Consider the following 26,195-nt stretch of genomic DNA (forward strand, 5'->3'; position numbering starts at 1 on the left):
GACTGACACTCCGTCATCGCGAGCAGGCTCGCTCCCACAGGGGATTTGTGTTGGATCAGGCCTTTTTGGTTCGCGGCAGGAAGATCGCCAACACCCCGAACAGCGGCAGGAACGAACACAGGTAGTACACGTATTCGATGCCGTGAATATCCGCCAAATGGCCCAGCAACGCCGCGCCAATCCCGCCGAAGCCAAACATCAAACCGAAGAATATCCCGGCGATCATCCCGACATTACCCGGCACCAGTTCCTGGGCGTATACCACGATGGCCGAGAACGCCGAGGCGAGAATGAAGCCGATGACCACGCTGAGAATGCTGGTCCAGAACAGGTCGACATGGGGCAGCAGCAAGGTGAACGGCGCAACGCCGAGGATCGAGAACCAGATCACCGCCTTACGCCCGATCCTGTCACCGATCGGCCCGCCAAAGAACGTCCCCGCCGCGACCGCGCCGAGAAACAGGAACAGATGCAGCTGCGAGCTGGCCACCGACAGGTCGAACTTCTCGATCAGATAAAAGGTGAAGTAGCTGGTGAGGCTCGACATGTAGAAATACTTGGAGAACACCAGTAACCCGAGCACCACCAGCGCACTGGTCACTCGGCCCTTCGACAGGCCGTGAGTCGCCGCCTGGCCTTGCTTGAGCTTGAACAGGTTCAAATGGTTTGCGTACCAGCGGCTGATCCGGTAGAGCACGAACAGCGCAAACACCGCGAACAGGCCGAACCAAGCCACCTGCCCTTGACCGTAGGGAATGATGATCGCCGCCGCCAGCAACGGGCCGAACGCCGAGCCTGCGTTACCGCCGACCTGGAAGGTCGATTGCGCCAGCCCGAAGCGTCCGCCCGAAGCCAGGCGCGCCACGCGGGACGCTTCCGGGTGGAAGGTCGATGAACCGATGCCGATCAGCCCCGCCGCCAACAGGATTAGCGGGAAGCTGCCGACAACCGACATCATCAGAATCCCGACCAGGGTGCAGACCGTACCCGCCGGCAACAACCACGGCTTGGGATGACGATCGGTGTAGTAACCGACCCACGGCTGCAGCAACGAGGCCGTCAGCTGAAACGTCAGGGTGATCAGGCCGACCTGGGTGAAGGTCAGGCCATAGTTGGCCTTGAGCATCGGATAGATCGACGGCAGCACCGACTGGATCAGGTCGTTGATCAAATGCGCCAGCGCTACCGCGCCAATGATGCGCATCACCAGGGGACTGCTTTGGGGCGTAGCGGACGCCGGCACTGAGCCGGTCTGGGCGTTGCTGATAGCCATGGGAATTTCCAGACAACAGGAGGTACGAACGTGCAGGTGCGCCAATGTGCCATTTTTCGGTGCGGCAACGCCATCCCCTTAGCCTGCTAACGACCTCGTTTTTCATCACCACAACCTTGATGGCGCAAAGCCATGGTCTGAATCTTGCCTTCCTTGTCTGCTTGAACGCGGCTTCCTTACAAAGGAGACCGACAATGGGAAGTTTCGCTACAGAGTCAGCCTACAGAGCGGACAAGGGTGAACTTTCGAGGCCTTTTTAGAGGGCACGAGTCGGGGGTGCGACAACCTCCGTCGCACGCCAATAGTGCGTGGTGTCCAGAGGAGTCATGGGGCATGCAGGCTTTTTTATCACCGGGGATCGGGCTGCTGGGGCGTTTTGGCTTCGCACGTAAATTCCAGCTGTTGTTTCTGCTGTTTATCCTGCCGCTGGCCGGCAGCCTGTGGATGATCGGCCAGGACTATCGCGACAAACTCAGCCTGATCTCCGGCGAACGCGCCGGGGTGCGGCAACTGCTTGCGCTCGATGCGCTGGATGACCTGCTCGCCGCCCAGCGTGATCGCGCCGCCAGGTGGCGCGCCACGGAAACCAATCGCCAGCCAACGCCGGCCACCCTCGCCGCGATGGCCGCCTTCGATGGGGTTCAGCCCGCCGTCAGCCAGGCCACTGCCGAATTGGGCAATGCCCTGCAAAAAGAAAGCGCCGAGGGCGAAACCCTGTCGCGTTATCAGGCCCTGCAAACCGCCCTCGATGGCCTCGACTCAAAAAGCCTGAGTGCTGTCGGTTGGTGGCCCGATGGCTACGATCGCTTCACCAACGCCTTGAGCGCCCTGCAAGCCTTGCGCGAGCAGATCGCCATGGACAATCGCCTGACGCTGGCACCGTGGCTGGAAACTTATTTGCTGACGCAGATCTCCACCCAGCACGCACCAGACCTGATCGAACGGGTCGGCCGTCTGGCTGCTGTGGGCCAAGCCTCGGTGGTGTCCGGACAGTTCACCCTGCAAAGCCGCCTGCAACTGCGCGACCTGCGCAGCCGCATCGGCGATGCGCGAGAGCAGCTGGTGAAAACCGCTGGCCTGCTCGAAGCGCGCTTGCCCAGCGCCCTGCAAACCTGGGCCGGGCAATACCACGACAGCCTCAAGCGCCTCGATGCAGGCCTGAAGGTGCTGGATGACGGCGTGTTCGGCGGCAGCATCAACCTCAAGCCGGAGGACTTCGAACGCAGTCTCGATGCCCTGCTCTCTGACCTCGCCTCGTTGCGTCAGCAGTCGCTGGTGTCGCTGGATCAACGACTGGATTACTACCACGACTCGGCGATCCGCCAGTTCGTTGTTGTGGCCGCCGTGTTGGGCTGCCTGCTGTTGGCCGCGCTGTATCTGTTCATCTGTTTGCAGGCCTCGATCCGCCGCAGCGCCAGCGGCATCACGGTACTGGCCGAGGCCCTGCGCGATGGTAATCTGAGCCTGCAAGTGCCGGTTCAAGGCCGGGACGAACTGGCGGTCATCAGCACCGCGCTGAACGTCGCCGTGGTGCAACTGCGCACCAGCCTGCAAGGGGTGGATCACGAAACCCTGCAACTGAGCAACGCGGTGCAAACCCTCAACCATCATTCCAGCGACGCCCTGGGCGAAGTCGAAGCCCAGCAGTTGCAGATCAGCCAGATTGCCGCTGCGGCGACGCAACTGGCCGCCACCTCACAAGGGGTGGCCCACAGTTGCGAACAGGCGTCCGGCAGCGCCCAGCACACCCGGCGCATTGCCGCCGACAGCAGCCGTGACAGCCAGCGCACCACCGCGAGTATCCAGCAGCTCAATCAACGTCTGAACGAGACCGCTGCGGCGCTGGGCCGGGTCAGTGAACAAGGACAGCAGATTCAACTGGTGGTCGACACCATTCGCGGCGTCGCCGAGCAGACCAACCTGCTGGCACTCAACGCCGCCATCGAGGCGGCTCGGGCGGGCGAGCAAGGGCGTGGCTTCGCGGTGGTGGCCGATGAAGTGCGCAGCCTGTCCCAACGCACCCAGTCGTCGACCGCACAGATCGCCGGTACGGTCGACAGCCTGCGCAACACCGTGAATGAGGCCGTCAGCCTGATGCAAGCTGCGTGCAATCAGGCAGAGAGCGATGCGCAAGCGGTCACCGGCCTCGGTGAACGGCTCGGGGAAATCGCCAGTGCGGTGCAGAGCGTCACCGATACCCTGGCGCAAATCGCCACGGCGGTGGAGGAACAGGCCAGTACCGCCGACGAGGTCAGCGGCAATATCCAGCAGGTCGATCAAGCGGCGGTGCGCTTGCTCGAAGGGGCCCGCGCGGTGAACCAGGCCGCGGACACCCTGAGCCACGGCAGCAAAGCCTTAAGCGACAACACCGGGCGCTTCCGTTTGAGTTGAATCCGCCAGGACTTCTCAGGCGCGGATCACCGCCTCCGGGAAGTCCTGCTCCAGTTCGCTCTTGAGCCAGTCGATAAACCACGCCACGTCCGCCGAGAGTTCGGCGGACGGCGTCAGCACTCGATAGCTTTCCAGCTTCACTTGCGCGTCCACCACCCGCACCAGCTTGCCGCTATGGAGTTCGTCGCGCACCAGCACTTCGTTGGCCAGTGCGATGCCCTGCCCGCTCTCGGCCACCGACAGCGCGTGGTCGTTGTTGACGTAGAGCATGTCCGAATTGAGGTGCATGTCGAGGTCGTTGGCGGCGAACCACAGGTTCCACCACTCGCCGTCATCCACATGGATCAGGTTGTGTTTCACCAGGTCCGCGGGGCTGTCGATGGGCTCGACGCTGGCCAGATAGTCGGGGGAACAGATCGGAAACACCCGAGGACAAATCAGGCTGGTGCGCGAGTGCGCATATTGGCCGTCCAACCCGTAGACGATGCCCAGGTCAGCGCTTTTGCCATCCACTTCGGTGAAGGTGGAGTTGGGCTCGATGGCGAACTTCAAGCCCGGGCGCAGATGACGCATGGCCTCGATGCGCGGCATCAGCCAGCGCTTGGCAAACCCTGGCACCACCATGATGCGCAGCCAGCGTTCGGCGTGTTTTGGCTGCGCCTCTTTTCCAGCTTCGATGATCAGCTGCAAGGCGGCGGTGATCTTGCGGTGGTACTTCTCCCCCGCCGTCGTCAGGTTGACCCCGCGAGAGGTGCGCTCGAACAGTTGGATGCCCAGCCAGTCTTCCAGCAATTTCACATGGCGGCCGATGGCCGGCTGGGTCACGTGCAGGGCTTTGGAGGCTTCGACATAGCTGCCCAACCGGGCCGCGGCATCAAAGGCACGCACCGCGTTGAGCGGCGGCAAACGGTGGTCAGGCATGGTTTCCGGGCGCCTTCTGCTGTTAAATTTTTTAACAGCCCCTATGTTAAAATTGAAGTTTCGCCCCCGCAACCCCTCGCTGATAATCGATCCACAGCAGAACAACAAAACAGCTGGTTACAACACCCGAACGCAATCTCGATCCTGCCCAGAAAAATAATATCCATGGCCCGACGACACAGCTGTTTTCAGCACGTGCGCAGGCGATGGGGGAATCGGAGGTAACGCATGAATGCCCTGCATTCGCTGCAAACGCTGGCGGTGTCCATCCGCTCAGTGCGCAAAGTCTACGGTGATCCAAAGACTGGCCCGGTGGCGCTCAAAAGCATCGACCTGGACATTCGCGACAACGAGTTCTTCACCCTTCTCGGCCCTTCGGGCTGCGGCAAAACCACGCTCCTGCGGATGATCGCCGGGTTCGAATTCCCTACCGAAGGCGAAATTCTGCTCTACGGCGAAAACATCGCCGACCGCCCGCCCTTCCAGCGCCCGGTCAACACGGTGTTCCAGCATTACGCGCTGTTCCCGCACATGACCATCGCCGAGAACCTGGCCTTCGGCCTTGAGTCCCACCCGATGGGCAAAGTCCTGGACAAAACGCAATTGGCCGAACGGGTGCGCGAGATGCTCGCCCTGGTGCAGATGGAGCGCTTTGCCAACCGCAAGCCAGCGCAACTGTCTGGCGGTCAGCAACAGCGTGTCGCCCTCGCTCGTGCATTGGCGCCGCATCCCAAGGTCTTGCTGCTCGACGAACCGCTCTCGGCGCTGGACCTCAAGCTGCGCCAGGCCATGCGCGAAGAGCTGAAAACCATTCAGGCGCGCACCGGCATCACCTTCATCTTCGTCACCCACGACCAGGAAGAAGCCCTGACCATGTCCGACCGTATCGCCGTGTTGTCCGAAGGCGAGGTGCAGCAGGTCGGTCGTCCGGAAGACATCTACGAACGCCCGCGCAATCGCTTCGTGGCGGACTTCATCGGTGAAACCAACTTCATCGAAAGTACGGTCACCCGCGTTGCAGACGGCCTCGCCTGGTTCGCCGGTCCGGCCGGTCATCCATTGCCTGCACAGCCATGCAGCGATGTGCGAGTCGGTGCCAACGTCGCATTGTCCGTGCGCCCCGAGCGTTTGCATCTGGTGCCAGCCACCACTGAGAACGCTCTGCCGTGCCGGATCGAAGCGCAGATCTACCTCGGCACCGACCTGCAATACCAGGTCAGCCTGAGCGACGGTTCACGCCTCACCGTGCGCACCCCCAACTGCGTCGACCAGAGCAAACGCTTCGCCGTCGGCAGTCAGGCCGGTCTGTTGTTCGACCAGGGCAGCGCCAGCGTCCTGCACGATTGAGCACGAGGAATTGCCATGCACGCTTTACCGATTGCCAACACACTGGAACGTCGGCGGGCCTTCCAGAGCTTTCTCGGTGTCAGCCCCGCGCTGATCGCCATCGGCCTGTTTCTGATCGTGCCGATCCTGATCGTCATCGGTTACTCGCTGATGGAGGCCAACCCCTATGGCGGGGTGAACAAGGTATTCAGCAGTGACGCCTACACCTCGCTGCTGTTCGAGCGGCAACTGGACGACAGCCTGGCCTTCGCCGACTCCTACCTGATCATTGCCCTGCGCTCCATCGGCATCGCCGGGCTGACCACGCTCATCACCCTGTTGATCGGTTTTCCGGTGGCGGTATGGCTGGCCATGCAACCGGCCCATCGCCGTGGCTTGCTGATCTTCCTGATCACCGTGCCGTTCTGGGCCAACCTGTTGATCCGCACCTACGCCTGGATTCTGCTGCTGCGCAACACCGGGGTGATCAACAACAGCCTGATGGGCCTCGGGGTCATCGACCAGCCGCTGCAACTGCTCTACACCGACGGCGCGGTGCTGCTGGGGCTGGTTTATACCTATGCGCCCTTCGTCGTGCTGCCGATCTACGCCACCCTGGAAAAAATGGACATCCGCCTGCTCGAAGCCGCTCAAGACCTCTACGCCGGACGCGTTCGAACCTTGCGCAAGGTGGTGTTGCCGATTGCCAAACCGGGAATTCTCGCCGGCGCCATCCTCACTTTCGTGCCTTGCCTGGGCGCGATGATCGCTCCGGAACTGCTCGGTGGCGGCACGCGAATGATGCTCGGCAACCTGATCTTCCGCCAGTTCAGCGATGCGCGTAACTGGCCTTTCGGTGCGGCCCTGTCGCTGGTGCTGATGGCGGCGGTGATGTTGGTACTGACGGTTTATGCCTTGCGTGCCGAGCGCCAGCGCATCGCCAAAGGAGGTGCGTGATGATCGGCCTGTTCAAACGCAACACGCTGGGGGTGCAGGACTTCCCCGGCTTCGGCGGTTTCAGTTTCCTGTTCTACCTGTACCTCTACGCGCCGATCGTGGTGCTGGTGGTGTTTTCGTTCAATGCCAACCAGTCGGCCACGGTGTGGACCGGTTTCAGCTTCGACTGGTATCGCGCGGCCTTCGCCAACCAGGCCCTGCGCCAGGCGGCTGGCAACAGCCTGTTGATCGCGGTCTGCGCCAGCATGGTCGCCACGGCCATCGCCACCCTCGCCGCTCTCGGCACTTCACGGGGTGCGAAGTTCAAGGGCCTGCAATTGTCCATGGGCGCGATCATGTTGCCCCTGGTGCTGCCGGAAATCGTGGTCGGCGTCGCCACCCTCGCGCTGTTCTCCACCATCGGTCTGTCCCTGGGCTACGGCAACCTGATCATCGCGCACACGGTGTTCTGTATCCCGTTCGCCTTTCTGCCGATACGGGCACGCCTGAACGACATGGACCTGTCCCTGGAACAAGCCTCGGCCGACCTCTATGCCGGCCCGTGGCGGACCTTTCGCAAGGTCACGTTGCCGCTGCTGATGCCGGGGATTTTCTCCGGGTTGATGCTGGCCTTCATCGTGTCGCTGGATAACTTCGTGATCTCGATGATGGTCTCCCAGGCCGGCACCACCACCTTGCCGATCTTCATCTTCGGCCTGTTGCGCATGGGTGTGACACCGGACGTCAACGCTGTCTCGACCCTGATCCTGGGCGTCTCGGTGCTGTTCGTCACGCTCTCTTATCTGCTGGGCAAAAAGAAAACCTGAACCTTCTACGTACTGTGGGGAAATAGCATGAGCAAGTGGATTAAAAGCATCGGCACTTCGTTGTTCCTGACTTTACCGCTGACCATGGTCGGCAGCGTTCAGGCCGCGGAAAAACTCAACGTGGTGAGCTGGAGCGGCTACTTTTCGCCGGAGATTCTCGCCAAGTTCCAGAAGCAGACTGGCATCGAAGTTACAGTCGACTCCTACGATTCCAACGAAACCCTGCTGGCCAAATTGAAACAGGGCGGTGCCGGTTATGACGTGGCGATCCCCTCGCACCAGTTCGTGCCGATCCTGATCAAGGAAAAACTGCTGGAGCGCTTCGACCCGGTCAACCAGCCCTACTACGCCAGCGTCGTCGACAACCTGAAAAAACCCACCTGGGACCCGGAAGGTGCCTATTCCGTGCCGTTCATCTGGGGCACCACCAGCGTGGTGCTCAACACCGAGCGCTATAAGGGCCCTACCGACAGCCTCAAGGTGCTTTACGAGCCACCGGCCGAGCTGCAAGGACGAATCAACATGTTCGACTCGGTCAGCGACGTGGTGGACATGGCCAGCCTGTATCTGAACATTCCACTGTGCAGCGAAGACCCGAAACAGATGCAGCAGATTCTGACCTTGCTCAAGGCGCAGAAACCCTTCGTCAAAACCTACAGTTCCAAGGCCGGTTCGATCCGCGAAAACCTCGCCTCCGGTGAAATCGACATGTCGACCTTCTGGGGCGGCTCGTCGATGCGCGCCCGGGAGATGAAACCGAGCCTGAAATACCTGTACCCGAAAGAAGGTGTGCTGGCCTGGGTCGACAACATGGTCATCCCGACCGGCAGCAAGAACCCGGCAAACGCCAAGGCCTTCATCGCGTTCCTCAGCCAGCCTGAAAACGCGGCGATGACCCAGAACTTCCTCAAGCACCAGAGCCCGATCAAGGGTGTGGAGCCGTTCCTCGATGCGGGCCTCAAAAACGCCCCGGAACTGCACATTCCCGAAGGCACCCAGGTGGTGTTCAGCAAGACCTGCGGCGAAGGCGCGATCCGCCTGGCCGACCGTCTCTGGACCAACCTGATGCGTTGATCTCTACCGCCCCGACGCGATGACGGGGCGTTTTTCCAGCCGTCTGAAAGGCCGCTTGCAATGAACTCTAATAACATCAGCGAACTGGTCCTGTTGCAGGCCCACGAGCTCGCCGAACGCATCCGCCTGCGCCAGGTTTCCTGCCGGGAAGTGATGCAGACTTATCTTGCCCATATCGAACGCTTCAACCCGAAGGTCAATGCACTGGTGAGCCTGCAAGCGCCGCAAGACCTGCTGGCCCAGGCCGATATCCGCGACGCCGAACTGGCGAAAGGTCAATACCGTGGCTGGATGCACGGCCTGCCCCACGCCATCAAGGACTTGTCCCTGACCCGTGGCATCCGCACCACGCTGGGTTCGCCGCTGTACAAGGACTTCATCCCCGAGCGCGACGGCATCATGGTCGAGCGAATCAAAGCGGCGGGCGCGATCATCATCGGCAAGAGCAATACCCCGGAATTCGGCCTCGGTTCGCAAAGCTATAACCCGCTGTTCGGCGCGACCGGTTGCGCCTACGACCCGAGCAAGACCGCTGGCGGCAGCAGCGGCGGTGCGGCGGCGGCGCTGGCGATGCACCTGGTGCCGGTGGCCGACGGCAGCGACATGATGGGCTCGCTGCGCAACCCGGCCGCCTTCAACAATATCTTCGGGTTCCGTCCGTCCCAGGGCCGCGTGCCCTTCGATGACAGTGCCGACCTGTTTATCGACCAACTCGGCTACGAAGGCCCCATGGCTCGCAGCGTGCGCGATGCGGCGTTGCTGCTGTCGGTGCAGGCGGGGGCCGATGCGCGGGCGCCGCTGTCGATTGCCGAGTCTGGCAGCGCCTTTGCGGCACCGCTGGATCGGGACTTCAAAGGCACGCGTCTGGGCTGGCTCGGCGACTTCAACGGCTACCTGCCGATGGAAAAAGACATCCTCTCGCTGTGTGAAAAGGCCTTTGCCGATTTCGAAAGCCTGGGTTGCCACATCGAGCCCGTTCAATCCGGATTCGCGCCAGAGAAGCTGTGGAGCAGTTGGCGGACATTGCGCCACTGGATGGTCGCCGGCTCGTTGGGCGCGACCTATGCCGACCCGCAAAAACGTGCGCTGTTGAAACCGGAAGCCTGCTGGGAAGTGGAAAACGGCCTGAAACTCTCGGCCACCGACGTGTTTGCCGCCTCGGTGACGCGCAGCGACTGGTATCGGGCGATCTCCAGGTTGTTCGAAAAATACGACTACCTGCTGCTGCCCAGCGCCCAGGTGTTCCCCTTCGATAAAACCCAACCGTGGCCCACCACCATCGAAGGCGTGACCATGGACACCTATCACCGCTGGATGGAGGTGGTGATTCCCGGCACCTTGTCCGGTTGCCCGGTAGCCAACGTACAGGTTGGCTTCAACGCCAGCGGCCTGCCCATGGGCCTGCAGATCATCGGCAGACACCAGGCCGACTTCGCTGTCCTGCAACTGGCCCACGCCTACGAACAGGCCAGCCGCTGGTTCCAGCGCTGCCCTTCACCGCTGCTCAGAGGATAGATTTTGATAAACGGTTGAAAGCGCAGAGAAATATTTTAGATTTATGCTTGACGCATCCCCGTTACCGGTGAATAATGCGCGCCACTTGGCTACATAGCTCAGTTGGTTAGAGCATAGCATTCATAATGCTGGGGTCCGGGGTTCAAGTCCCTGTGTAGCCACCAAGTACTAAAAACGGCTTACCGAAAGGTAGGCCGTTTTTTTATGCCTTGAAAAAGTACGCTGCGGTTGCAGGAAATCCTCAACCGCATGCGCGCATCGATCAGACGCCAATGGTCGGCAATGCCGACAACGCCCGCTCCCAGATCTGCCACGTGCGCAACCAGACCATCGCCTGCCAATCGCTATCCGCCGGATAGAACTGCTCCAGCAGATTCAACTTGATCCCGCGCCCCGTTGCGTCGCTCGGGTTGCCATGCAAATGCAGCCAGTGATCATCGCGCAGATGCCGGTGAACGTCCGGCCCCGGGTAAGTCCCACACTCAATGACAAACGGCATCAGCCGTACCTGCGGCAGCGCATCGATCAATGCCTGCGAGGTATAGCCGGTGGCCGTTGCCGCCACGCCGGTTTCGCTCAGGGTATCGGCACCGGTTTGCAGGCTGTAGAGCCATGGGCCATAAATCGCCTGCGCATCCGCCAGCGCCGGATAGGCGGACTCGGTGATGGTCAACAACATCGGATGACCGTATTCGCCAGCGCCCGTGTGCAAGTCGAAACACATGGCGACCTCGGCATGGGCTACGTGCATTTGCACGATCTTGTGCAACGTGCGGTTCGACCAGCTCGGCGCCAGCCCGCCGAAAAACAGACCGTCGGGGTGAGCATGCTGACCGCCCTCGACAATCGACATGACTGCCGGCCAGCCGTGCAGGCGAATCTGTTCGTCGAGCAAGGCATCGGCACGATCACGCTCCGGACCTTGCAACTGTGGGCAGGCATAGACTTCATGCAGGGCATCATAGGCCTGGTTGTCTGGCAGCGGTCGCTGGAAATCCAGGTGATTGCGGTTCAGGTCGATGTTGTCTTCGTTGACCCGGCGCAACCATGCCATGCCCCAAGGGTTGATGGCATGGATCATGACCACGGCGACATCCGCTGGCAGGGAGCGCTTGCCCAACTCCTGCAGCCATTTGATCTGGCAACCCGAGCCGTAGAAGCCTTCGACTCCGTGGGTGCCGCTCAGCGCGATCAACAGGCGCTTGGCGCCCGGATCACCCAATACCGCCACATCCGTGCTCAGGGACTCACCAAACGGCCCCTTGAGCGGGTGTGGATACTCCGTCAGCGTTGCGCCTGCCGTGGTCGCGGCGGCCAGGAACTGTGCACGCTGGGTGCGATAGCTGGACTGGGTGGGGAACTCGGTTTGCATGTCTGCCTCTTGTTGATTTTCCGGCCTGCCTGTTGGCAACGACCCTACAGAAAATCCCGCTATTGATGAAGGATAAAAACTTCAGCGCCATGGGACCCGGTTTGCGTCCCTCCCGGTCGGTCGATAAAGTCCACTGATCGTAGATCCAACGGACGGAGTACCCCACGTGTTCTCAACCTTTCCATTGCGCCGCTATCGCCTGCCAACCCTGGTTCTGCTCGCCAGTGCCTTGACCCTGGCCGCGTGCCACAACGCTTCGGTGCCGACGCTGCCGCTCGCTCCGGAAAGCGCTTCCGGGTTCCGCACCGACCTGAAAACTCAACATGCCGACAAATACATGGCAGCGGCGGCCAATCCGCTGGCGGCCGAAGCCGGGCGGGAGATGCTGCGCCGGGGCGGCTCGGCCATCGACGCGGCGATTGCGATGCAAGCCGTGTTGACGCTAGTCGAGCCACAGTCTTCGGGCATCGGCGGCGGCGCATTGATCGTCCTCTGGGATGGCAAGGCCGTGCGCACCTACGACGGACGTGAAACCGCCCCGGCCGGCGCCACCGAAAAGCTTTTCCTGCAAGCCAACGGACAACCGATGGGGTTCACCCAGGCGCAGATTGGCGGTCGTTCGGTGGGCACACCCGGCGTGCTGCGCGCCCTGGAACTGGCCCATCAAAAACACGGACGCCTGCCCTGGGCGCAGCTGTTTGAACCGGCCATCCAGCTCGCCGAACAAGGCTTCGCCATTTCGCCACGCCTGCACCGGTTGATCGCTGCGGATTCGTCCATGCCTCGCTCGCCGGAAATGATGGCTTACTTTCGCAATGCCGATGGCAGCCCAAAAGCCGTCGGCACAAACTTGAAGAACCCGGCACTGGCCGCCGTGTTCAAACGCATTGCCCATGAAGGCCCGGATGCCCTGTACAAAGGCCCGGTCGCCGAGGAAATCGCGGCCAAGGTGCAGGGGCACGCCAACCCCGGTAGCCTGTCCCTGACCGACCTCGCCAACTACCAGGCCAAGGAGCGCGCGCCGCTGTGCACCGACTACAAGCGCTGGCAGGTCTGCGGCATGCCGCCACCGTCGTCGGGCGGGATCGCCGTGGCGCAGATCCTCGGCACGCTGCAAGCCCTGGAGACCCGCGATAAACGCCTGGCGCTGGCACCGCTGCAACCGGTCAAGACCACGGCCCCGGCCGGCATCGAACCCGACCCGCAAGCCGTGCACCTGATCTCTGAGGCCGAACGCCTGGCCTACGCCGACCGCGCTCAATACTTAGCCGATACAGACTTCGTCCCCGTGCCGGTCAAGGGCCTGGTCGACCCGTCCTACCTCGCCAGCCGCGCCGCCCTGATTGGTGAACGCAGCATGGGCACGGCCAAACACGGCACTCCGCCGGGCATCCGCGTGGCCTATGCGCCGGACCGTTCGCCGCTGCGGATTTCCACCTCGCAAGTGGTGGCCGTCGATGACGCGGGTGGCGCCGTGTCGATGACCACCACCATCGAGTCGGCGTTCGGCTCGCACATCATGGTTCAGGGTTTCATGCTCAACAACGAGATGACCGACTTCTCGTTCATTCCCGAGGAAAACGGGCAAAAAGTCGCCAACCGCGTCGAGCCCGGCAAACGCCCGCGTTCGTCCATGGCCCCAACCCTGGTCTTCGACCGCCAGAGCGGCGAATTCCTCGCCACCGTCGGTTCCCCCGGCGGCTCGCAAATCATCGAATACGTGGCCAAATCCACCATCGGCCTGCTCGACTGGAACCTCGATGCCCAAGCCGCCATCAACCTGCCCAACTTCGGCAGCCGCAACGGCCCGACCGAACTGGAACAGGGGCAGTTCAGCCCGACGCTGATTCAGGCGCTGAAAGACAAAGGGCACAGCGTGAGCGAGATCGACATGACCAGCGGGACCCAGGCGATTGTTCGGGTCAAGGACGCCCAAGGCAAAGCGTCGCTGACAGGCGGAGCCGATCCGCGACGTGAGGGACAAGCGTTGGGGGATTGAGTCCCACGCGGAACGAGAAAGGGCTTACCGGTGGGTAGGCCCTTTTGTTTACGAACAAGCGAAAATCAGCAGCGCATTTATCGACTGATCTTCAACCCCTGCCGAACCTGGTGCTTTTCCAGCGCCAGCTCGATCAGTCGCGTCACCAACTCGCTGTAGGTCATGCCGGTGGCCTGCCACAGTTTCGGGTACATGCTGATGCGGGTGAAGCCGGGCAGCGAGTTGATTTCGTTGATCAGCACTTCGCCGCTGTCGGTCAGGAACACGTCGACGCGAGCCAGGCCGGAGCAGCCCAGTATCTGGAACGCTTCGACGGCCAGAGCGCGAATGCGCTCGCTGGCCTCGACGCTGATATTGGCCGGCACCACCACTTCAGCAGCCGTGTCGTCGATGTACTTGCTGTCGTAGGAATAGAACCCGCTGCGCACCACGATCTCGCCGCAGCCACTGGCGATGGCGTCCTCATTGCCGAGCACTGCGCATTCAATCTCGCGGCCGCTGACGGCAGATTCGATCAACACCTTGGTATCGAAACTCAAGGCCAGCTCCACCGCTGCACTGTACTCAGCCTCATCGGTGACCTTGCTCACGCCCACGGAAGAGCCCTGATTCGCCGGTTTGACGAACAGCGGCAAACCCAACTTGCCCCGCACCTCGGCAAACCCGGTGCGCGCCGCCGAGGCGCGGGTCAATGTCACGAACGGCGTCACGGCCAGGCCGGCATCGCGCAGCAGGCGCTTGCTGATGTCCTTGTCCATGCACACGGCCGAGCCGAGCACATCGGAGCCGACAAACGGCAGATCGGCCATGCGCAGCAAGCCTTGCAGGCAACCGTCTTCACCGAGGGTGCCGTGGACAATCGGGAAGATCACATCGACGTGGCCGAGCATTTCCTGGCTGGAAGTTTCCACCAGTTGCTGACTGGCCTTACCCGGCACCACGGCCAGTTCGCGGTTGGACTGGTTGAGGGCGATCAGCGCCGGATTTTCCTGATTCAGCAAAAAATCCGAAGGATCGTTGAGGTGCCAGTGGCCTTGTTTGTCGATGCCGATCAGCACCGGTTCGAAGCGTGAACGGTCCAGCGCATCGACGATGTTTTTCGCCGATTGCAGCGACACCTCATGCTCAGCCGAACGGCCCCCGAAAATGATCCCCACGCGCAGCTTGCTCATGACCTGGCCTCACCTGACGAATAGAAAAAACGACCTGCAGAGAATGCGCCACACAGTGCAGTATTTGCCCTTGGTTTTCTAGCGTACCTGTCGCCTTGCGATCAGAAGACAGGGAGTCGCTGACTGGGTTACCGTGTTGCGTATCGAGCTCAAGACAATCATCACCATGGCCAAGTACCCGCCTCGCAATGACTGGTTCCATCGCGCGCCCGATGTCGGCGGGCTACAGCGTTTCGAGGCGTTTTTTGCCGGCCATGGCTACGATCTTCACCGCCACGACACCTATGCCATCGGCCACACCCTGGCCGGGGTGCAGAGCTTTCAGTATCGCGGTGGCTGGCGTCACAGCCAGCCAGGCGCAACGATCGTGCTGCACCCGGACGAAGCCCACGATGGCGAGGCCGGCACCGAGTCCGGTTTCCAGTACCGGATGATGTACATCGAACCGGCGCTGATCCAGCAGATGCTCGGCGGCCAACCGCTGCCGTTCATCAAGACCGGACTGTCGAACGACCCCCGCCTGTTTGCCGCCACGGGAGCCTTGCTGCGCAGCCTTGATTGCCCGCTCGATCCACTGGAAGAACAGGATGCGCTGTTCGATCTGGCGCAGGCCTTGAGCACGGTTTCCGGTGTGACAGCCAAACGCTCGGGTTTCGATTACGTGGCCGCGCAGCGCGCGCGGGAATACATCCACAGCGCCCTCGATCGCACCGTGACACTCGATGAGCTGGCGCAACACAGTGGCCGGGATCGCTGGAGCCTGTCCCGGGATTTTCGCCTGTTGTTCGGTACCAGTCCCTATCGCTACCTGACCATGCGACGCCTGGACATGGTCCGCGCGCTGCTGACTCAGGGGCAGACACTGGTCAGCGCCGCGCTGATCGCCGGCTTCACCGACCAGAGCCACATGACTCGGCAATTCAGCAAAACCTACGGCTTGCCACCGGCCCGCTGGCTGAACCTGCAGCGGCGCTGAGCCACGCACAATCGTTCAAGAATCGCGTCGAATTGCTGGCTATCGTGGCCCAGGATCAACCACGAGAGCCCCATGATGAACGCCTACGAAAGCCTGAACTTCGCGGAAAAGCTCACCCGGATCGATTCGCACTGGTCGCCCCGGGTCATCGCCGAAATGAACGACTACCAGTTCAAGGTGGTGAAGCTGCTGGGGGATTTCATCTGGCACGACCACTTCGATACCGACGAAACCTTCATCGTTCTGGAAGGCCAGTTACGTATCGACTTTCGCGATGGCCATGTGCTGGTGAACGCCGGGGAGATGTATGTGGTGCCCAAAGGCGTCGAGCACAAACCCAGCGCGGGGCAGGAGGTAAAACTCCTGCTGATCGAACCCAAGGGCGTGCTCAATACCGGCCGCGAAGGTGGCGAGCGCACGGCCGAGAATGATGTCTGGATTTGAGCGCTGGCCGCCTCACGCCTGCAAGGTCTTGCCGTCCACTGGATCACCAATGGTCAAGAAGTGCCCGCCCGCCACGTGGTGCAAGGTGCGCAAGGCGTCTTGCCCTTCGAAGTGCCAGCGGCCTTCGCTGAACACGCGCTCGTCAGCCTGGGCGGCAATCACTTCAGCCAGGAACAGATCGTACTGCTGGTGGTTGTTCGGCTCCGGCAACAGGCGACATTCCAGCCAGGCCACGCAGCCTTCGAGCATCGGCGCATCAACCGACTGGCCGGTGAACGTCTGTAGATCGTAGGTCTCAAACTTGTCGCGCCCCTGGCCCTGGGTCAACTCCAGGCCGGAGGTCGAACCGACGGTCTGCACAATGTCGGCCTGTGCAGCGCACGGCACGTTCAGCACAAACGTGCCCGAGGCTTCCAGTAACTGGCGAGTCCAGGTGGACTTGTCCAGCACCACGGCAATTTTCGGTGGTTCGAAATCCAGCGGCATGGCCCAGGCTGCCGCCATGATATTGCGCTGGCCATCGTGGGCGGCGCTGACCAGCACGGTCGGGCCATGATTGAGCAGACGATAGGCCTTGGACAAGGGAACCGGACGGCGGTGGGGAACGCTCATGGAAGTCTGCTCCTGGGGGAAAAGAGCCGATTGTAGCGCCCACGTAACCCTGTGGGAGCGGGCTTGCTCGCGAAGGCGTCAATTCAGTCACCGCTGGGTTGAATGACACACCGCTTTCGTCGGAACGCCGCCCGGAGCAAGCCCGCTCCCACCAAGAGCTGATCTCAGGTCAGTTGGTGAGTTGATTGGCAAACTGCCCCACCGCGTTGACCACTTTCTGCGCGCCGTCCTGGATCTCGACAATCACCGTACCCGCTTCCGCCGCCAGTGCCAGGCCCTGCTCGGCCTGAAGCTTGCCGTCGGACATCAGCGCTACGGCGTTGCGCGCCATGTCCTGGTTCTGCCGCACCACGAGGACGATTTCGTCGGTGGCCTGGCTGGTGCGCGAAGCCAGTTGCCGGACCTCATCAGCCACCACGGCGAACCCCCGCCCCTGCTCGCCCGCACGGGCCGCTTCGATGGCCGCGTTGAGCGCCAGCAGGTTGGTCTGCTCGGCAATGCCGCTGATGGTTTTGACAATGGTACCGATCACCAGCGACTGCTCGTTCAGCGCTTCGATGCCATCGCCGGCGGTTTGCATATGCCTGGCCAGGTTGCGCATCACGTCCACGGCCTGGGTCACCACGGCGTTGCCGCGCTGAGCGCTTTGGTCGGTTTGCTGCGAGGTGCTGTAGGCGATGTTGGCCGCCTCGGCGACGGCTTGCTCCTGATTGACCTGATCGGTAATCACCGTGGCGAACTTCACCACCTTGTAGAGATTATTGTTGGCATCGGCCACCGGGTTGTAGGACGCCTCAAGCCAGACCGCACGACCATGGCTGTCGACACGTTTGAAACGGTCGGCCACGTACTCGCCCGCATTCAGGCGACGCCAGAAGTTATGGTATGCGTCACTGTTGTATTCTTCCGGCAGGCAGAAGGTGCGGTGATGCTTGCCCTTGATCTGCGCCAGGCTGTAACCCATACCGCTGAGGAAGCGGTCGTTGGCGGTCAGCACGTTGCCGTTGAGGTCGAATTCGATCACCGCCGTGGAGCGCACCAGCGCGCCGATCAGGTTCTCGTGTTCGCGGGAGGCCTCGATGGTGCGGGTCAGGTCGCTGGAAAAGATCGAAAAACACTTGATCCGCCCGTCCGCCGAGCGCACCGGTTGCAGGATCGAACGCAACCACGCTTCCTGGCCGGTACCGCGCAACAGACGCACTGCGCCGGCGAAGTGCTCGCCACGGGTCAACGCGTTCTTGAAGCGCAGCTGGAATTCATCGGATTTCACTTGATCCGGGACCAGATCGTCGATGTGTCGGCCAATCAGGTCGCCGCTCTTGTAATGCATTTCGCCAAGGAAGTTCTGGTTGACCGACTGAACCCGCCCGTTGCTGTCGAGGGTCAGCACCAGCATTTCGCTTTCCAGACTTTCCTTCACTTGCTGGAGGCTGGAGAGTTCTTCACGAAGAGCCGACAGCTCCTGCTTCAAGCGTTTATTGAACATGAGAAAGCACCGATGGACAGGGGTAGAAAGCGATATGCAGCCTAACCATCGGCCTTGGAAACATTTTCTTAAGCGTGCTTCAGGCTTGTCCTACAAAAAATAGTTACGACATGCCCGATCAATACGCGCCAGCCGCAGGACAGCCTGCGATTCTCGGCATCCGCGCACCGAAGTACGCCGCACTGCCCATGCCCACCGCGCCCATCACCGCACTGAACATCACGCAGATCCATGGGCTCCATGGCATCAGACCGATCAACAACAGCGGTGTGACACTCGCCCATGCGGCATAGGCAATGTTGTAGGTGAACGAGATCCCCGAAACGCGAATCCGCGCCGGGAACAGGCTGACCATCACCGATGGCACCGCGCCAACTACCCCGCAGGACAGCCCGGCCACCGCGTAGGCCAGGCCGATCCAGTCGCCGCCCATGATCAGGCAGGCATACAGCACGCCGATGCCCAGCGGCAGCAGCAGGCTATAGAGCATCACCGTGCGCCAGGCGCCGATGCGATCGACCAGCAGCCCGGCGAGCACGCAGCCGATGTTCAAGAACACGATGCCCAGTGCGCTCAAGGCGAAGGTATGGCTGGCGGTCATGCCAAAGGTTTTCTGCATCATGGTCGGGGTGATGACCACGAACACCACCACGGCCGAGGTCAGCACACAAGTGAGAATCATCGCCGGCAAAATGGCCAGGCGATGCTCGCGCAAGACCGTACGCAGCGGCAGTTCGCCGGCTGCCTCGCGCTGCGCCTGCATGGCCGTGAATACTGGGGTTTCGCTGAGCCAGCGACGCAGCCACACGCCAATCACCCCAAACACGCCGCCGAGCAGAAACGGGTAACGCCAGGCGTAATCGAGGATTTCCGCCGCAGTGAACGCCTGCGCCAGGAAGGTCGCGGTCAATGCCCCGATCAAATAGCCGAAGGTCAGCCCCGCCTGCAAGAAGCCCAAGGCATAGCCGCGGTGGGCAATGGGTGCGTGCTCGGCGACGAATACCCAGGCGCTGGGTACCTCACCGCCCACCGCCGCGCCCTGGAGGATGCGCAGGGCCAACAGCAGCAAGGGTGCGAAATAGCCGATTTGCGCGTAGGTCGGCATGATCCCGATCAGCAGACAGGGCAACGCCATCATCAGGATGCTCAGGCTGAAGACTTTCTTTCGCCCCAGACGGTCGGCGAAGTGCGCCATCAGGATGCCCCCCAACGGTCGCGCCAGGTAACCGGTGACGAAGATCCCGAAGCTTTGCAGTAATCGAAGCCACTCGGGCATTTCCGGCGGGAAGAACAACTGGCTGAGGGTCAGGGCGAAAAACACGAAGATGATGAAGTCGTAGATTTCCAGCGCCCCGCCGAGAGCGGCGAGCCCCAGGGTCTTGTAGTCCGAGCGGCTGAACGGCTTCGGGCGCGAATCGGTGTTAGTCATGTAAAGAACTCTGGCACAGGCAAAAACCAAGGCGCCCATGGTCTACGCAAATGCACCGGCGGACAACCCGTTAGACCAAAGTCCCATAGCCACGAAACAGCCCCGCAAAAGTCCTCGGCTTGAATTAATGTTGGCGCCTGTCCAGACGGGCGGTTACTGCCCCGAAGACCACTACAAACATAATAAATCCGAGGTACCCTCCCGTGGCCGCTGATATCGAAGATAGCCGCTCCGCCCGCTTTGCCCTGCGCTGTTCAAGTTTTGCCGAACGCTGGTTTCCCGACTCTTGGGTGTTTGCTGCCCTGGCGGTGATTATCGTGGCCCTGGCCACCATGGCGATGGGTGCCAAGCCCGCCGATGCCGCGGTGGCGTTCGGTGACGGCTTCTGGAGCCTGATCCCGTTCACCATGCAGATGGCGTTCGTGGTAATCGGTGGTTACGTGGTCGCCAGTTCGCCACCGGCGGTGAAGCTGATCGACCGCCTGGCGAAAATCCCGAAAAACGGCCGCTCCGCCGTGGCCTGGGTGGCGCTGATTTCCATGGTTGCTTCACTGCTGAACTGGGGTCTGTCGCTGGTGTTCGGCGGTTTGCTGGTGCGCGCTCTGGCCCGCAGAACCGATCTGAAGATGGACTATCGCGCCGCCGGTGCCGCTGTCTACCTGGGTCTCGGCGCGGTTTGGGCCCTGGGCCTGTCATCGTCCGCTGCGCAATTGCAGGCCAACCCGGCCAGCCTGCCGCCGTCGATCCTGTCGATCACCGGGGTGATCCCTTTCACCCAGACGATCTTTCTTTGGCAGTCCGGTGTGATGTTGCTGGCTCTGATCATCGTTTCACTGATCGTTGCATACGCCACCGCCCCCGGCCCGAACTCCGCACGAGACGCCAACGCCTGCGGGATCGACCCAAGCTTCAACCTGCCACCGCTGCAACCACGCACCCGCCCCGGCGAATGGCTGGAACACAGCCCGCTGCTGACGATTCTGCTGGTGCTGCTGGCAGCCGGATGGCTGTTCCATGAGTTCTCGACCAAACCGGCCATCAGCGCGATTTCCGGGCTGAACACCTACAACTTCCTGTTCATCATGCTGGGTGCGCTGCTGCACTGGCGTCCGCGCAGCTTTCTGGATGCCGTGTCCCGTGCGGTACCGACCACCACCGGTGTGTTGATCCAGTTCCCGCTGTACGGCTCGATCGCCGCACTGATGACTACGGTCAAGGGTGCCGATGCGCAGACCCTGGCGCACCACATCTCGACCTTTTTCGTCAGCATTGCCTCCCACGACACCTATGCCCTGCTGATGGGGGTGTACTCGGCGATCCTCGGCTTCTTCATTCCGTCCGGCGGCGGCAAGTGGATCATCGAAGCGCCGTACGTGATGCAGGTGGCCAATGACCTGAACTATCACCTGGGCTGGGCCGTACAGATCTACAACGCTGCCGAAGCCTTGCCGAACCTGATCAACCCGTTCTACATGCTGCCGCTGCTGGGCGTACTGGGGTTGAAGGCGCGGGACCTGATCGGCTTCTCGTTCGTGCAGTTGCTGGTGCACACGCCACTGGTGCTGTTTTTGCTGTGGGCACTGGGCACGACGCTGACGTATACGCCGCCGGTGATGCCGTGACCCAAATGGTGGTGATGACATAGAACCCTGTGGGAGCGAGCTTGCTCGCGATGACAATGTCACTGACATATTGATACTGAATGTGCCGACGCCATCGCGAGCAAACCCGCTCCCACTGTGGTTTCTCCCACATTAAGAATGCACGTTGCCTGACAGCTTTTTACCTCCCCCCTCTAGACCAACCGCCGCCTGCGGTTTCAGTATGTAGCACCCACGCCAACGGGAAACCACGCTGAAAAGGATCTGAGCATGCTAAAACTTACAGGACTGACTCTCGCGGCCCTCACCCTGAGCGCCGCTGCCCACGCCGATGTCGCCCTGAAACTGGGCAGTACCGAACGCGTTACCCGTCTCTTCGCCTATCCCAACAACTGCAACGTGATCTGCTTTCGCAACTGGACACTTGAACAGACCGTCGAGCATTACCTGACCCAAAGCGTGCAGCGTGATGGCTACACCGGGGCGAAGGTTCTGATCAAGACCGATAACAATCAGCTTTACGCCGAAATCAGCGGCGTACCCAACGGCTATGAAAAGCCTCTGGCCGCGCTGCTCGACGCCGGTGACCTGGCCTATAACGGCGCCAGCAAACTGAATGCCGATGGCAAGTGGGCGTATAGCTGGTACCTGTTCCTGCCGTTGGGCATGGCCCTGGAAAACCGCAAAAGCGTCGAACTGCTGCACTTCCCGCCAGACTATTCGCTGACCCAGGCCCAGGATTACCTGAGGTCCGCCACTACGGATCGCTGGGCCACGCTGCTTACTGCCAACGGCATCCCGGCCGGGCAGACGCCGGGCTACCAGACAATCATCGACATCGCCCCGATTGCCGCGCCGTCCAACGCGGGCAAAGACCTCGAAGGCGTCTACGGCTACTTCAAGGATTACCAGACCACCATGGTCAAGGAAGTCAGCCTGAACGCCAGCGGCGCAGCCCTGCCGATGGTCGCCTTCGGCGCACCGGTGCGTAACTGGATCAAAGAGCAATACGGGCAGACGGTGAACGTGTTGGGCCTGGTCCAGATCACCCCGGACAACGGCGTGAAAGTCCCCGTGCTGGGCTCCAACCATCCGAGCTACATTTGGTATGCCGCCGATCCGGCAAGCTACACCGGCAGTGACGCCCAGGCCAAGGCCGATGCGGCAGGTCTGAAAGTCATGGGTCAGGATTTGAGTGCTGCGTGCTGGCAGGCCGCCATGGGCCGCCAACCGGACAGCAATCCGGACGTTGAGCTCAATACCTGCAGGCAAACCTGGCAAGTGGCCCAGAAAGAAAAAACCTGCGAGCTGTTCTACACCTCGATCCGCAACCTGTCGCCCCAACAGGCTGTGGGCAAATGCGCGACAGCTTCGATCGTGTCCCAGCTCAAGCAGCTCAAGGCTCCGGCGCCAGCCACGGCGAAACCTGCTCCGCCGTTGTAACCCGATGAACGGCGAAAAATCTGTCACTTATGACAGTAGACCGCCCGTGGTATCTGCGAGAGGCTTGGGCTGAACCCATGTGCTGCTGTGCTGACAGGACCGTCGGTGCAAGGAAGTCGCAGCACCCAGCAGACAGGGATTGTTATGAAAGCTCACGCCCCTCAACGAAAACGCCCACAACCGCCGCAAGGTGTTTACCCCTTTTCGGAGCTGCCCGTTCACCTGGGATTTCCTTCCCTGGCCGACTTCGAAATCATTGAAAACGCCAAGGGCGAAGCCACGGGTATTGCCGCACGGCGCGAATTCCCGCGAATCACCCGTATCTGCCGGGCGTCGGGGCATTTGCTGCCCTACCGCTGCCGGCATACCCGCCAGCTCGCCCCGGGCATACACGTCTACGACCCGCGCTTCTGCGGACTGTTGCGACACTCCTGCGACCCCAATGTCTTTCTGGACTTGAGCGAGTTGTGGATATGGGCGCTGAAGGACATCAGCAAGGGGGACTGGCTGACCATGGACTTCGCCGCCACCGAAGACAAACTGCAACGCCAATTTGCCTGCCAGTGCGGCTCATACGAGTGCCGTGGCTGGATTACCGGCTACGACGAATCGCCAAACGCCGACGGCCAGGCGTTTCTGCAACGCTGGCGTCGGCAACATCATTATTGACGGGTATTACTGAGGGTCGACCGGACGCAGGCGGTACTGCGGCGGCAGTTGCTCGAAGCCGCTGATGGTAGTGTTCAGGCTTTTCCAGCGACCGTCCTTGATGCCGTAGATGCAACCGTGGACCGACAGGCTCTGCCCGCGGTGCCAGGCATTTTGCACAATGCTGGTATGGGCGACGTTGGCCACTTGCTGAATCACGTTGAGTTCGCAGAGGCGGTCGACCTGTTCCTCTTCGGTGGCCAGTTTGGCCAGCTCTTCGCGCTTCTCGTAGTAGAGATCGCGAATCGAACGCAGCCAGCCGTCGATCAGGCCGAACTGGCGATCCTGCATCGAAGCGCGCACACCGCCGCAGCCATAATGGCCGGTGACAAGGATGTGTTTGACCTTCAGTACATCGACCGCGTACTGAATCACCGACAGGCAGTTGAGGTCGGTGTGCAGCACGACGTTGGCCACATTACGGTGTACGAACAGATCGCCCGGCAGCATGCCGACGATCTCGTTGGCCGGCACCCGGGCGTCGGAACAACCGATCCACAGGAACTCTGGGGTCTGTTGGCGAGCCAGCTTGGCGAAGAAGTCAGGATCTTCCTCCTTGATCGCAGCGGCCCAACGCTCGTTGTTATCAATCAGATCTTGTAATTCGTTCATGCTTTGAAGCCTCAAGAATGATGCGCAGCTTTGACTGACAACCGTCCGTCGGGGTCACGCGCGAAAATGCAGATGCTCTCCTGATTCGGAATACGGGGCTCCATGCCGGTGGAATTCTCGGTAGCCACGGGGGTCAACCGTAGTAGGGACTACAGTATGAGGAATTGCCATGAATGATTCACGACGTCCGTACGATGCGGTGCAACCGGAACCCGTCGATGACAACGAAGACCGCATGGGCTCGGTGCGTGAGTTGGATTTCGACGAAGAAGAACCCGGCACCAGAATCGGTGACGAACTGCCGGAAAAGGAGCGCGAGCAACTGCTGCCGCGCAAGCGCGGAAGTGAAGCGGGCCTGACCGCTGCCGCGACCGGTGACCATCAACCTACCGATGACGATCTGAGCCCGGAAACCCTGATCCGCGAGGACGGCGCCCGGGATGCCCACGAGGCGGGCAATGATAGCCGTGCGGATTGGGACCTGAGCATCGTCGACGAGGACGAGATCGGCGGTGGCAATGGCCTGGATGAGGCTGAACTGGCTCAGCGCGATCCGATGGACGGCAAGCGATAATTTTTTAGTGCCTGTTCAGCCGCCTTCGCGAGCAAGCCCGCTCCCACAGGGGGAATGCATTCCAAATGTGGGAGCGGGCTTGCTCGCGAAGCTTTTGAGGCTCAATCCACCAAAGTGCAGGCCATGACCACCGCATCTTCGCGCCCGCCCACTGCCGGGTAGTAATCCCGACGCCGGCCGATTTCGTTGAAGCCATAGCGTTCATACAGCTTGAACGCCGCGGTATTGCTGTCGCGCACTTCCAGGAAACACTCCCGGGCGTCTGCCTTGTAGGCGATCGACATCAAATGCTCAAGCAATGTCAGCCCCAGGCCACGCCCCTGGTTTTCCGGCTTGACCGTAATGTTGAGCAGGTGCGCCTCGTCGAGGATGATCTGCACCACACCGTGGCCGACCTGTTGCTGACCTTCGAACATCAGCCAGATCTGATACTTGCCCAGGCCATCGAGGAAAATCCCGCGGGTCCAGGGATGGCTATAGGCCGCATATTCGATTTTCAGTACAGCTTCCAGGTCCGCCTCGGTCATCGGGCGAAACGATACAGCGTCACTCATTCGATTCTTTCCAGCGCGCCATCAGCCGACGCATGGCTTGCCAGACATCAGCCTTACGCTGTGGCTCTTCCATTAATAATTCCAGGCCCGGCACCGCCCAGGCCGAGCCCAGGCCTTCGATCTGCAATTCGCGATTGAACGCCTCGGCATCCGCTTCGCCGGCAAATCGCACCGCAGGCAAGCCGATCAGCCACAAGCAGGCGCAGGGCGTTTCTTCCATGCGCACCGAGAGAAAACCTTGCACGAAGTCGCGGGCCGCTTCCGGGCCCTGATCCATCGTGCCACGCACCAACAGCGGCCAACGCACCGGCTCACCGACGATCTGCGGGCTGTCCGGCAGACCTGCCGCGCGCAGCATGTCCTTGAGCAGCAGGTAGGCAGGATCGCGAGTCTGGAAGGATTCACCTGTGGGTAACTCCACCAGCAGCAGGCAACGCCCGGCCCGCAATAATTGCAGGGCGAAACGCGGGGGCGGCACGATGGGTGCCTTGACCACGGCTGGCGTCTCTTCGGCCTCTTCCACCGGTTTCGCGCCGGTGCGGGTGCTGGCCAGCGATGGCCGTGGCACCTCGATCTTCACCCGCTCGGCCGGCTTGACCACAGGCGCCACGGGCGTATCGGCCACAACAGCGGGCACGACAGGCGCGACCACAACCGGCTCGGGAATCTCCAGCAGCTCGGGCCGCGACGGCGCGGCAAAGGGCAATTCGGTGCGCGGCAGCCAGTTGACCACCTGCATGGCGGCCAGATAAGCGCGACGACGGGACTCGATAAGCAAAGGTCGGCCACTTGTGGATAACTAAAGTGCGCTGATTCTACCGCCGTTCGCTGAAGATCGCCCGCAGTTGATCGATGCACCTTACCGAAAAGAAGGCGACAGTCCGTCCCGAGAGTGAATCGCATTGCCCCCGATGCAGTACAATCGCGGCTTTTAATCGCCAACCAGCCGG

At 61.4% G+C, this 26,195-nt stretch carries 23 protein-coding genes, 1 tRNA gene and 1 pseudogene; 14 read left to right on the plus strand and 11 right to left on the minus strand.

What is annotated here, in order from left to right; all coding sequences use genetic code 11:
* Positions 1-55: 55 nt before the first annotated feature.
* Complete coding sequence (locus AC1Q6Y_RS05485; protein ID WP_057713312.1) at positions 56-1,273, minus strand: MFS transporter; 1,218 nt, start codon at positions 1,271-1,273, stop codon at positions 56-58.
* A 333-nt stretch (positions 1,274-1,606) separates the two neighbouring features.
* On the opposite strand from AC1Q6Y_RS05485, the gene AC1Q6Y_RS05490 reads away from it, so the two are divergent.
* On the plus strand, positions 1,607-3,664 hold the full coding sequence (locus AC1Q6Y_RS05490; RefSeq protein WP_492624124.1) for a methyl-accepting chemotaxis protein: 2,058 nt from the start codon (positions 1,607-1,609) through the stop codon (positions 3,662-3,664).
* Between the two features lie 15 nt (positions 3,665-3,679).
* Here the strand turns inward: AC1Q6Y_RS05490 and AC1Q6Y_RS05495 are convergent, their stop codons facing one another.
* A complete protein-coding gene (locus AC1Q6Y_RS05495) occupies positions 3,680-4,585 on the minus strand; it encodes a LysR substrate-binding domain-containing protein (protein ID WP_090457667.1) in 906 nt (301 codons plus the stop codon).
* 228 nt (positions 4,586-4,813) lie between these two features.
* On the opposite strand from AC1Q6Y_RS05495, the gene AC1Q6Y_RS05500 reads away from it, so the two are divergent.
* From AC1Q6Y_RS05500 to AC1Q6Y_RS05525, 6 genes are all read left to right on the plus strand, one after another.
* Positions 4,814-5,932: an ABC transporter ATP-binding protein gene (locus AC1Q6Y_RS05500; protein ID WP_407516673.1), complete on the plus strand. Its 1,119-nt coding sequence runs from the start codon at positions 4,814-4,816 to the stop codon at positions 5,930-5,932.
* Positions 5,933-5,947: 15 nt separating this feature from the next.
* Positions 5,948-6,868 (plus strand): ABC transporter permease, encoded by a 921-nt coding sequence (locus AC1Q6Y_RS05505; protein WP_007981819.1) that lies wholly within the window; start codon positions 5,948-5,950, stop codon positions 6,866-6,868.
* Complete coding sequence (locus AC1Q6Y_RS05510; RefSeq protein ID WP_057713307.1) at positions 6,868-7,674, plus strand: ABC transporter permease; 807 nt, start codon at positions 6,868-6,870, stop codon at positions 7,672-7,674. Before AC1Q6Y_RS05505 ends, AC1Q6Y_RS05510 begins: the two co-directional genes overlap by 1 nt.
* A 27-nt stretch (positions 7,675-7,701) precedes the next feature.
* Positions 7,702-8,748: an ABC transporter substrate-binding protein gene (locus AC1Q6Y_RS05515; protein WP_154947311.1), complete on the plus strand. Its 1,047-nt coding sequence runs from the start codon at positions 7,702-7,704 to the stop codon at positions 8,746-8,748.
* Positions 8,749-8,808: 60 nt separating this feature from the next.
* Positions 8,809-10,263 (plus strand): amidase, encoded by a 1,455-nt coding sequence (locus AC1Q6Y_RS05520; RefSeq protein WP_492624125.1) that lies wholly within the window; start codon positions 8,809-8,811, stop codon positions 10,261-10,263.
* An 87-nt stretch (positions 10,264-10,350) separates the two neighbouring features.
* Positions 10,351-10,427: transfer RNA gene (locus tag AC1Q6Y_RS05525), tRNA-Met, on the plus strand.
* Between the two features lie 98 nt (positions 10,428-10,525).
* Here AC1Q6Y_RS05525 and AC1Q6Y_RS05530 read toward each other — a convergent pair.
* Positions 10,526-11,635 carry a DUF2817 domain-containing protein gene (locus AC1Q6Y_RS05530; protein WP_492624126.1) on the minus strand — a complete coding sequence of 370 codons (1,110 nt, stop codon included), beginning with the start codon at positions 11,633-11,635 and terminating at the stop codon, positions 10,526-10,528.
* Positions 11,636-11,801: 166 nt separating this feature from the next.
* Here AC1Q6Y_RS05530 and ggt point away from each other — a divergent pair, with 166 nt between their 5' ends.
* On the plus strand, positions 11,802-13,634 hold the full coding sequence (gene ggt, locus AC1Q6Y_RS05535; RefSeq protein WP_492624127.1) for a gamma-glutamyltransferase: 1,833 nt from the start codon (positions 11,802-11,804) through the stop codon (positions 13,632-13,634).
* A gap of 77 nt (positions 13,635-13,711) precedes the next feature.
* On the opposite strand, the gene ddlA is transcribed toward ggt, so the two are convergent.
* On the minus strand, positions 13,712-14,806 hold the full coding sequence (ddlA, locus tag AC1Q6Y_RS05540) for a D-alanine--D-alanine ligase (RefSeq protein WP_492624128.1): 1,095 nt from the start codon (positions 14,804-14,806) through the stop codon (positions 13,712-13,714).
* Positions 14,807-14,972: 166 nt separating this feature from the next.
* On the opposite strand from ddlA, the gene AC1Q6Y_RS05545 reads away from it, so the two are divergent.
* Together AC1Q6Y_RS05545 and AC1Q6Y_RS05550 are read left to right on the plus strand one after the other, a co-directional pair.
* Positions 14,973-15,782 carry an AraC family transcriptional regulator gene (locus AC1Q6Y_RS05545; RefSeq protein ID WP_154947814.1) on the plus strand — a complete coding sequence of 270 codons (810 nt, stop codon included), beginning with the start codon at positions 14,973-14,975 and terminating at the stop codon, positions 15,780-15,782.
* A gap of 75 nt (positions 15,783-15,857) precedes the next feature.
* The gene (locus AC1Q6Y_RS05550; protein WP_090457996.1) at positions 15,858-16,226 is read left to right on the plus strand and encodes a cupin domain-containing protein; all 369 of its coding nucleotides are present in this window, start codon (positions 15,858-15,860) and stop codon (positions 16,224-16,226) included.
* Positions 16,227-16,238: 12 nt separating this feature from the next.
* Here AC1Q6Y_RS05550 and AC1Q6Y_RS05555 read toward each other — a convergent pair whose 3' ends face one another.
* From AC1Q6Y_RS05555 to AC1Q6Y_RS05570, 4 genes and pseudogenes are all read right to left on the minus strand, one after another.
* On the minus strand, positions 16,239-16,838 hold the full coding sequence (locus AC1Q6Y_RS05555; RefSeq protein ID WP_492587657.1) for a flavin reductase family protein: 600 nt from the start codon (positions 16,836-16,838) through the stop codon (positions 16,239-16,241).
* A gap of 169 nt (positions 16,839-17,007) precedes the next feature.
* Entirely contained in the window at positions 17,008-17,616 is a 609-nt protein-coding gene (locus AC1Q6Y_RS05560) for a methyl-accepting chemotaxis protein (RefSeq protein WP_235863968.1), read from the minus strand.
* Positions 17,596-18,324 (minus strand): annotated as a pseudogene (locus AC1Q6Y_RS05565) (PAS domain-containing protein); the annotation flags it as partial. The gene AC1Q6Y_RS05560 and the pseudogene AC1Q6Y_RS05565, both read right to left, overlap by 21 nt.
* Before the next feature lie 118 nt (positions 18,325-18,442).
* Complete coding sequence (locus tag AC1Q6Y_RS05570) at positions 18,443-19,753, minus strand: MFS transporter (RefSeq protein ID WP_492624129.1); 1,311 nt, start codon at positions 19,751-19,753, stop codon at positions 18,443-18,445.
* Positions 19,754-19,956: 203 nt separating this feature from the next.
* On the opposite strand from AC1Q6Y_RS05570, the gene AC1Q6Y_RS05575 reads away from it, so the two are divergent.
* The 3 genes from AC1Q6Y_RS05575 (at position 19,957) to AC1Q6Y_RS05585 (ending at position 23,466) form a co-directional block, all read left to right on the plus strand.
* On the plus strand, positions 19,957-21,375 hold the full coding sequence (locus tag AC1Q6Y_RS05575) for a short-chain fatty acid transporter (RefSeq protein WP_492624130.1): 1,419 nt from the start codon (positions 19,957-19,959) through the stop codon (positions 21,373-21,375).
* Positions 21,376-21,624: 249 nt separating this feature from the next.
* Positions 21,625-22,797 (plus strand): hypothetical protein, encoded by a 1,173-nt coding sequence (locus tag AC1Q6Y_RS05580; RefSeq protein WP_492624131.1) that lies wholly within the window; start codon positions 21,625-21,627, stop codon positions 22,795-22,797.
* Between the two features lie 144 nt (positions 22,798-22,941).
* Positions 22,942-23,466: an SET domain-containing protein gene (locus AC1Q6Y_RS05585; RefSeq protein WP_492624132.1), complete on the plus strand. Its 525-nt coding sequence runs from the start codon at positions 22,942-22,944 to the stop codon at positions 23,464-23,466.
* 6 nt (positions 23,467-23,472) lie between these two features.
* Here the strand turns inward: AC1Q6Y_RS05585 and can are convergent, their stop codons facing one another.
* Entirely contained in the window at positions 23,473-24,117 is a 645-nt protein-coding gene (gene can, locus AC1Q6Y_RS05590) for a carbonate dehydratase (RefSeq protein WP_057713295.1), read from the minus strand.
* 169 nt (positions 24,118-24,286) lie between these two features.
* On the opposite strand from can, the gene AC1Q6Y_RS05595 reads away from it, so the two are divergent.
* Entirely contained in the window at positions 24,287-24,691 is a 405-nt protein-coding gene (locus tag AC1Q6Y_RS05595) for a serine kinase/phosphatase (protein WP_340312895.1), read from the plus strand.
* 101 nt (positions 24,692-24,792) lie between these two features.
* Here AC1Q6Y_RS05595 and rimI read toward each other — a convergent pair whose 3' ends face one another.
* Complete coding sequence (gene rimI, locus AC1Q6Y_RS05600; RefSeq protein ID WP_007981794.1) at positions 24,793-25,245, minus strand: ribosomal protein S18-alanine N-acetyltransferase; 453 nt, start codon at positions 25,243-25,245, stop codon at positions 24,793-24,795.
* The gene (locus tag AC1Q6Y_RS05605; RefSeq protein ID WP_090457694.1) at positions 25,238-25,984 is read right to left on the minus strand and encodes an energy transducer TonB; all 747 of its coding nucleotides are present in this window, start codon (positions 25,982-25,984) and stop codon (positions 25,238-25,240) included. The genes rimI and AC1Q6Y_RS05605 overlap by 8 nt, the downstream gene beginning before the upstream one ends.
* Positions 25,985-26,195: the final 211 nt, after the last annotated feature.

This window comes from Pseudomonas sp. GW823-FHT06E10 (genome assembly GCF_058794995.1).

Coding starts and splice junctions, on each gene's coding strand:
- AC1Q6Y_RS05485 (WP_057713312.1), bottom strand. CDS start 1,273: ATGGCTATCAGCAACGCCCAGACCGGCTCAGTGCCGGCGTCCGCTACG.
- AC1Q6Y_RS05490 (WP_492624124.1), top strand. CDS start 1,607: ATGCAGGCTTTTTTATCACCGGGGATCGGGCTGCTGGGGCGTTTTGGC.
- AC1Q6Y_RS05495 (WP_090457667.1), bottom strand. CDS start 4,585: ATGCCTGACCACCGTTTGCCGCCGCTCAACGCGGTGCGTGCCTTTGAT.
- AC1Q6Y_RS05500 (WP_407516673.1), top strand. CDS start 4,814: ATGAATGCCCTGCATTCGCTGCAAACGCTGGCGGTGTCCATCCGCTCA.
- AC1Q6Y_RS05505 (WP_007981819.1), top strand. CDS start 5,948: ATGCACGCTTTACCGATTGCCAACACACTGGAACGTCGGCGGGCCTTC.
- AC1Q6Y_RS05510 (WP_057713307.1), top strand. CDS start 6,868: ATGATCGGCCTGTTCAAACGCAACACGCTGGGGGTGCAGGACTTCCCC.
- AC1Q6Y_RS05515 (WP_154947311.1), top strand. CDS start 7,702: ATGAGCAAGTGGATTAAAAGCATCGGCACTTCGTTGTTCCTGACTTTA.
- AC1Q6Y_RS05520 (WP_492624125.1), top strand. CDS start 8,809: ATGAACTCTAATAACATCAGCGAACTGGTCCTGTTGCAGGCCCACGAG.
- AC1Q6Y_RS05530 (WP_492624126.1), bottom strand. CDS start 11,635: ATGCAAACCGAGTTCCCCACCCAGTCCAGCTATCGCACCCAGCGTGCA.
- ddlA (WP_492624128.1), bottom strand. CDS start 14,806: ATGAGCAAGCTGCGCGTGGGGATCATTTTCGGGGGCCGTTCGGCTGAG.
- AC1Q6Y_RS05545 (WP_154947814.1), top strand. CDS start 14,973: ATGGCCAAGTACCCGCCTCGCAATGACTGGTTCCATCGCGCGCCCGAT.
- AC1Q6Y_RS05550 (WP_090457996.1), top strand. CDS start 15,858: ATGAACGCCTACGAAAGCCTGAACTTCGCGGAAAAGCTCACCCGGATC.
- AC1Q6Y_RS05555 (WP_492587657.1), bottom strand. CDS start 16,838: ATGAGCGTTCCCCACCGCCGTCCGGTTCCCTTGTCCAAGGCCTATCGT.
- AC1Q6Y_RS05570 (WP_492624129.1), bottom strand. CDS start 19,753: ATGACTAACACCGATTCGCGCCCGAAGCCGTTCAGCCGCTCGGACTAC.
- AC1Q6Y_RS05580 (WP_492624131.1), top strand. CDS start 21,625: ATGCTAAAACTTACAGGACTGACTCTCGCGGCCCTCACCCTGAGCGCC.
- AC1Q6Y_RS05585 (WP_492624132.1), top strand. CDS start 22,942: ATGAAAGCTCACGCCCCTCAACGAAAACGCCCACAACCGCCGCAAGGT.
- can (WP_057713295.1), bottom strand. CDS start 24,117: ATGAACGAATTACAAGATCTGATTGATAACAACGAGCGTTGGGCCGCT.
- AC1Q6Y_RS05595 (WP_340312895.1), top strand. CDS start 24,287: ATGAATGATTCACGACGTCCGTACGATGCGGTGCAACCGGAACCCGTC.
- rimI (WP_007981794.1), bottom strand. CDS start 25,245: ATGAGTGACGCTGTATCGTTTCGCCCGATGACCGAGGCGGACCTGGAA.
- AC1Q6Y_RS05605 (WP_090457694.1), bottom strand. CDS start 25,984: ATGCAGGTGGTCAACTGGCTGCCGCGCACCGAATTGCCCTTTGCCGCG.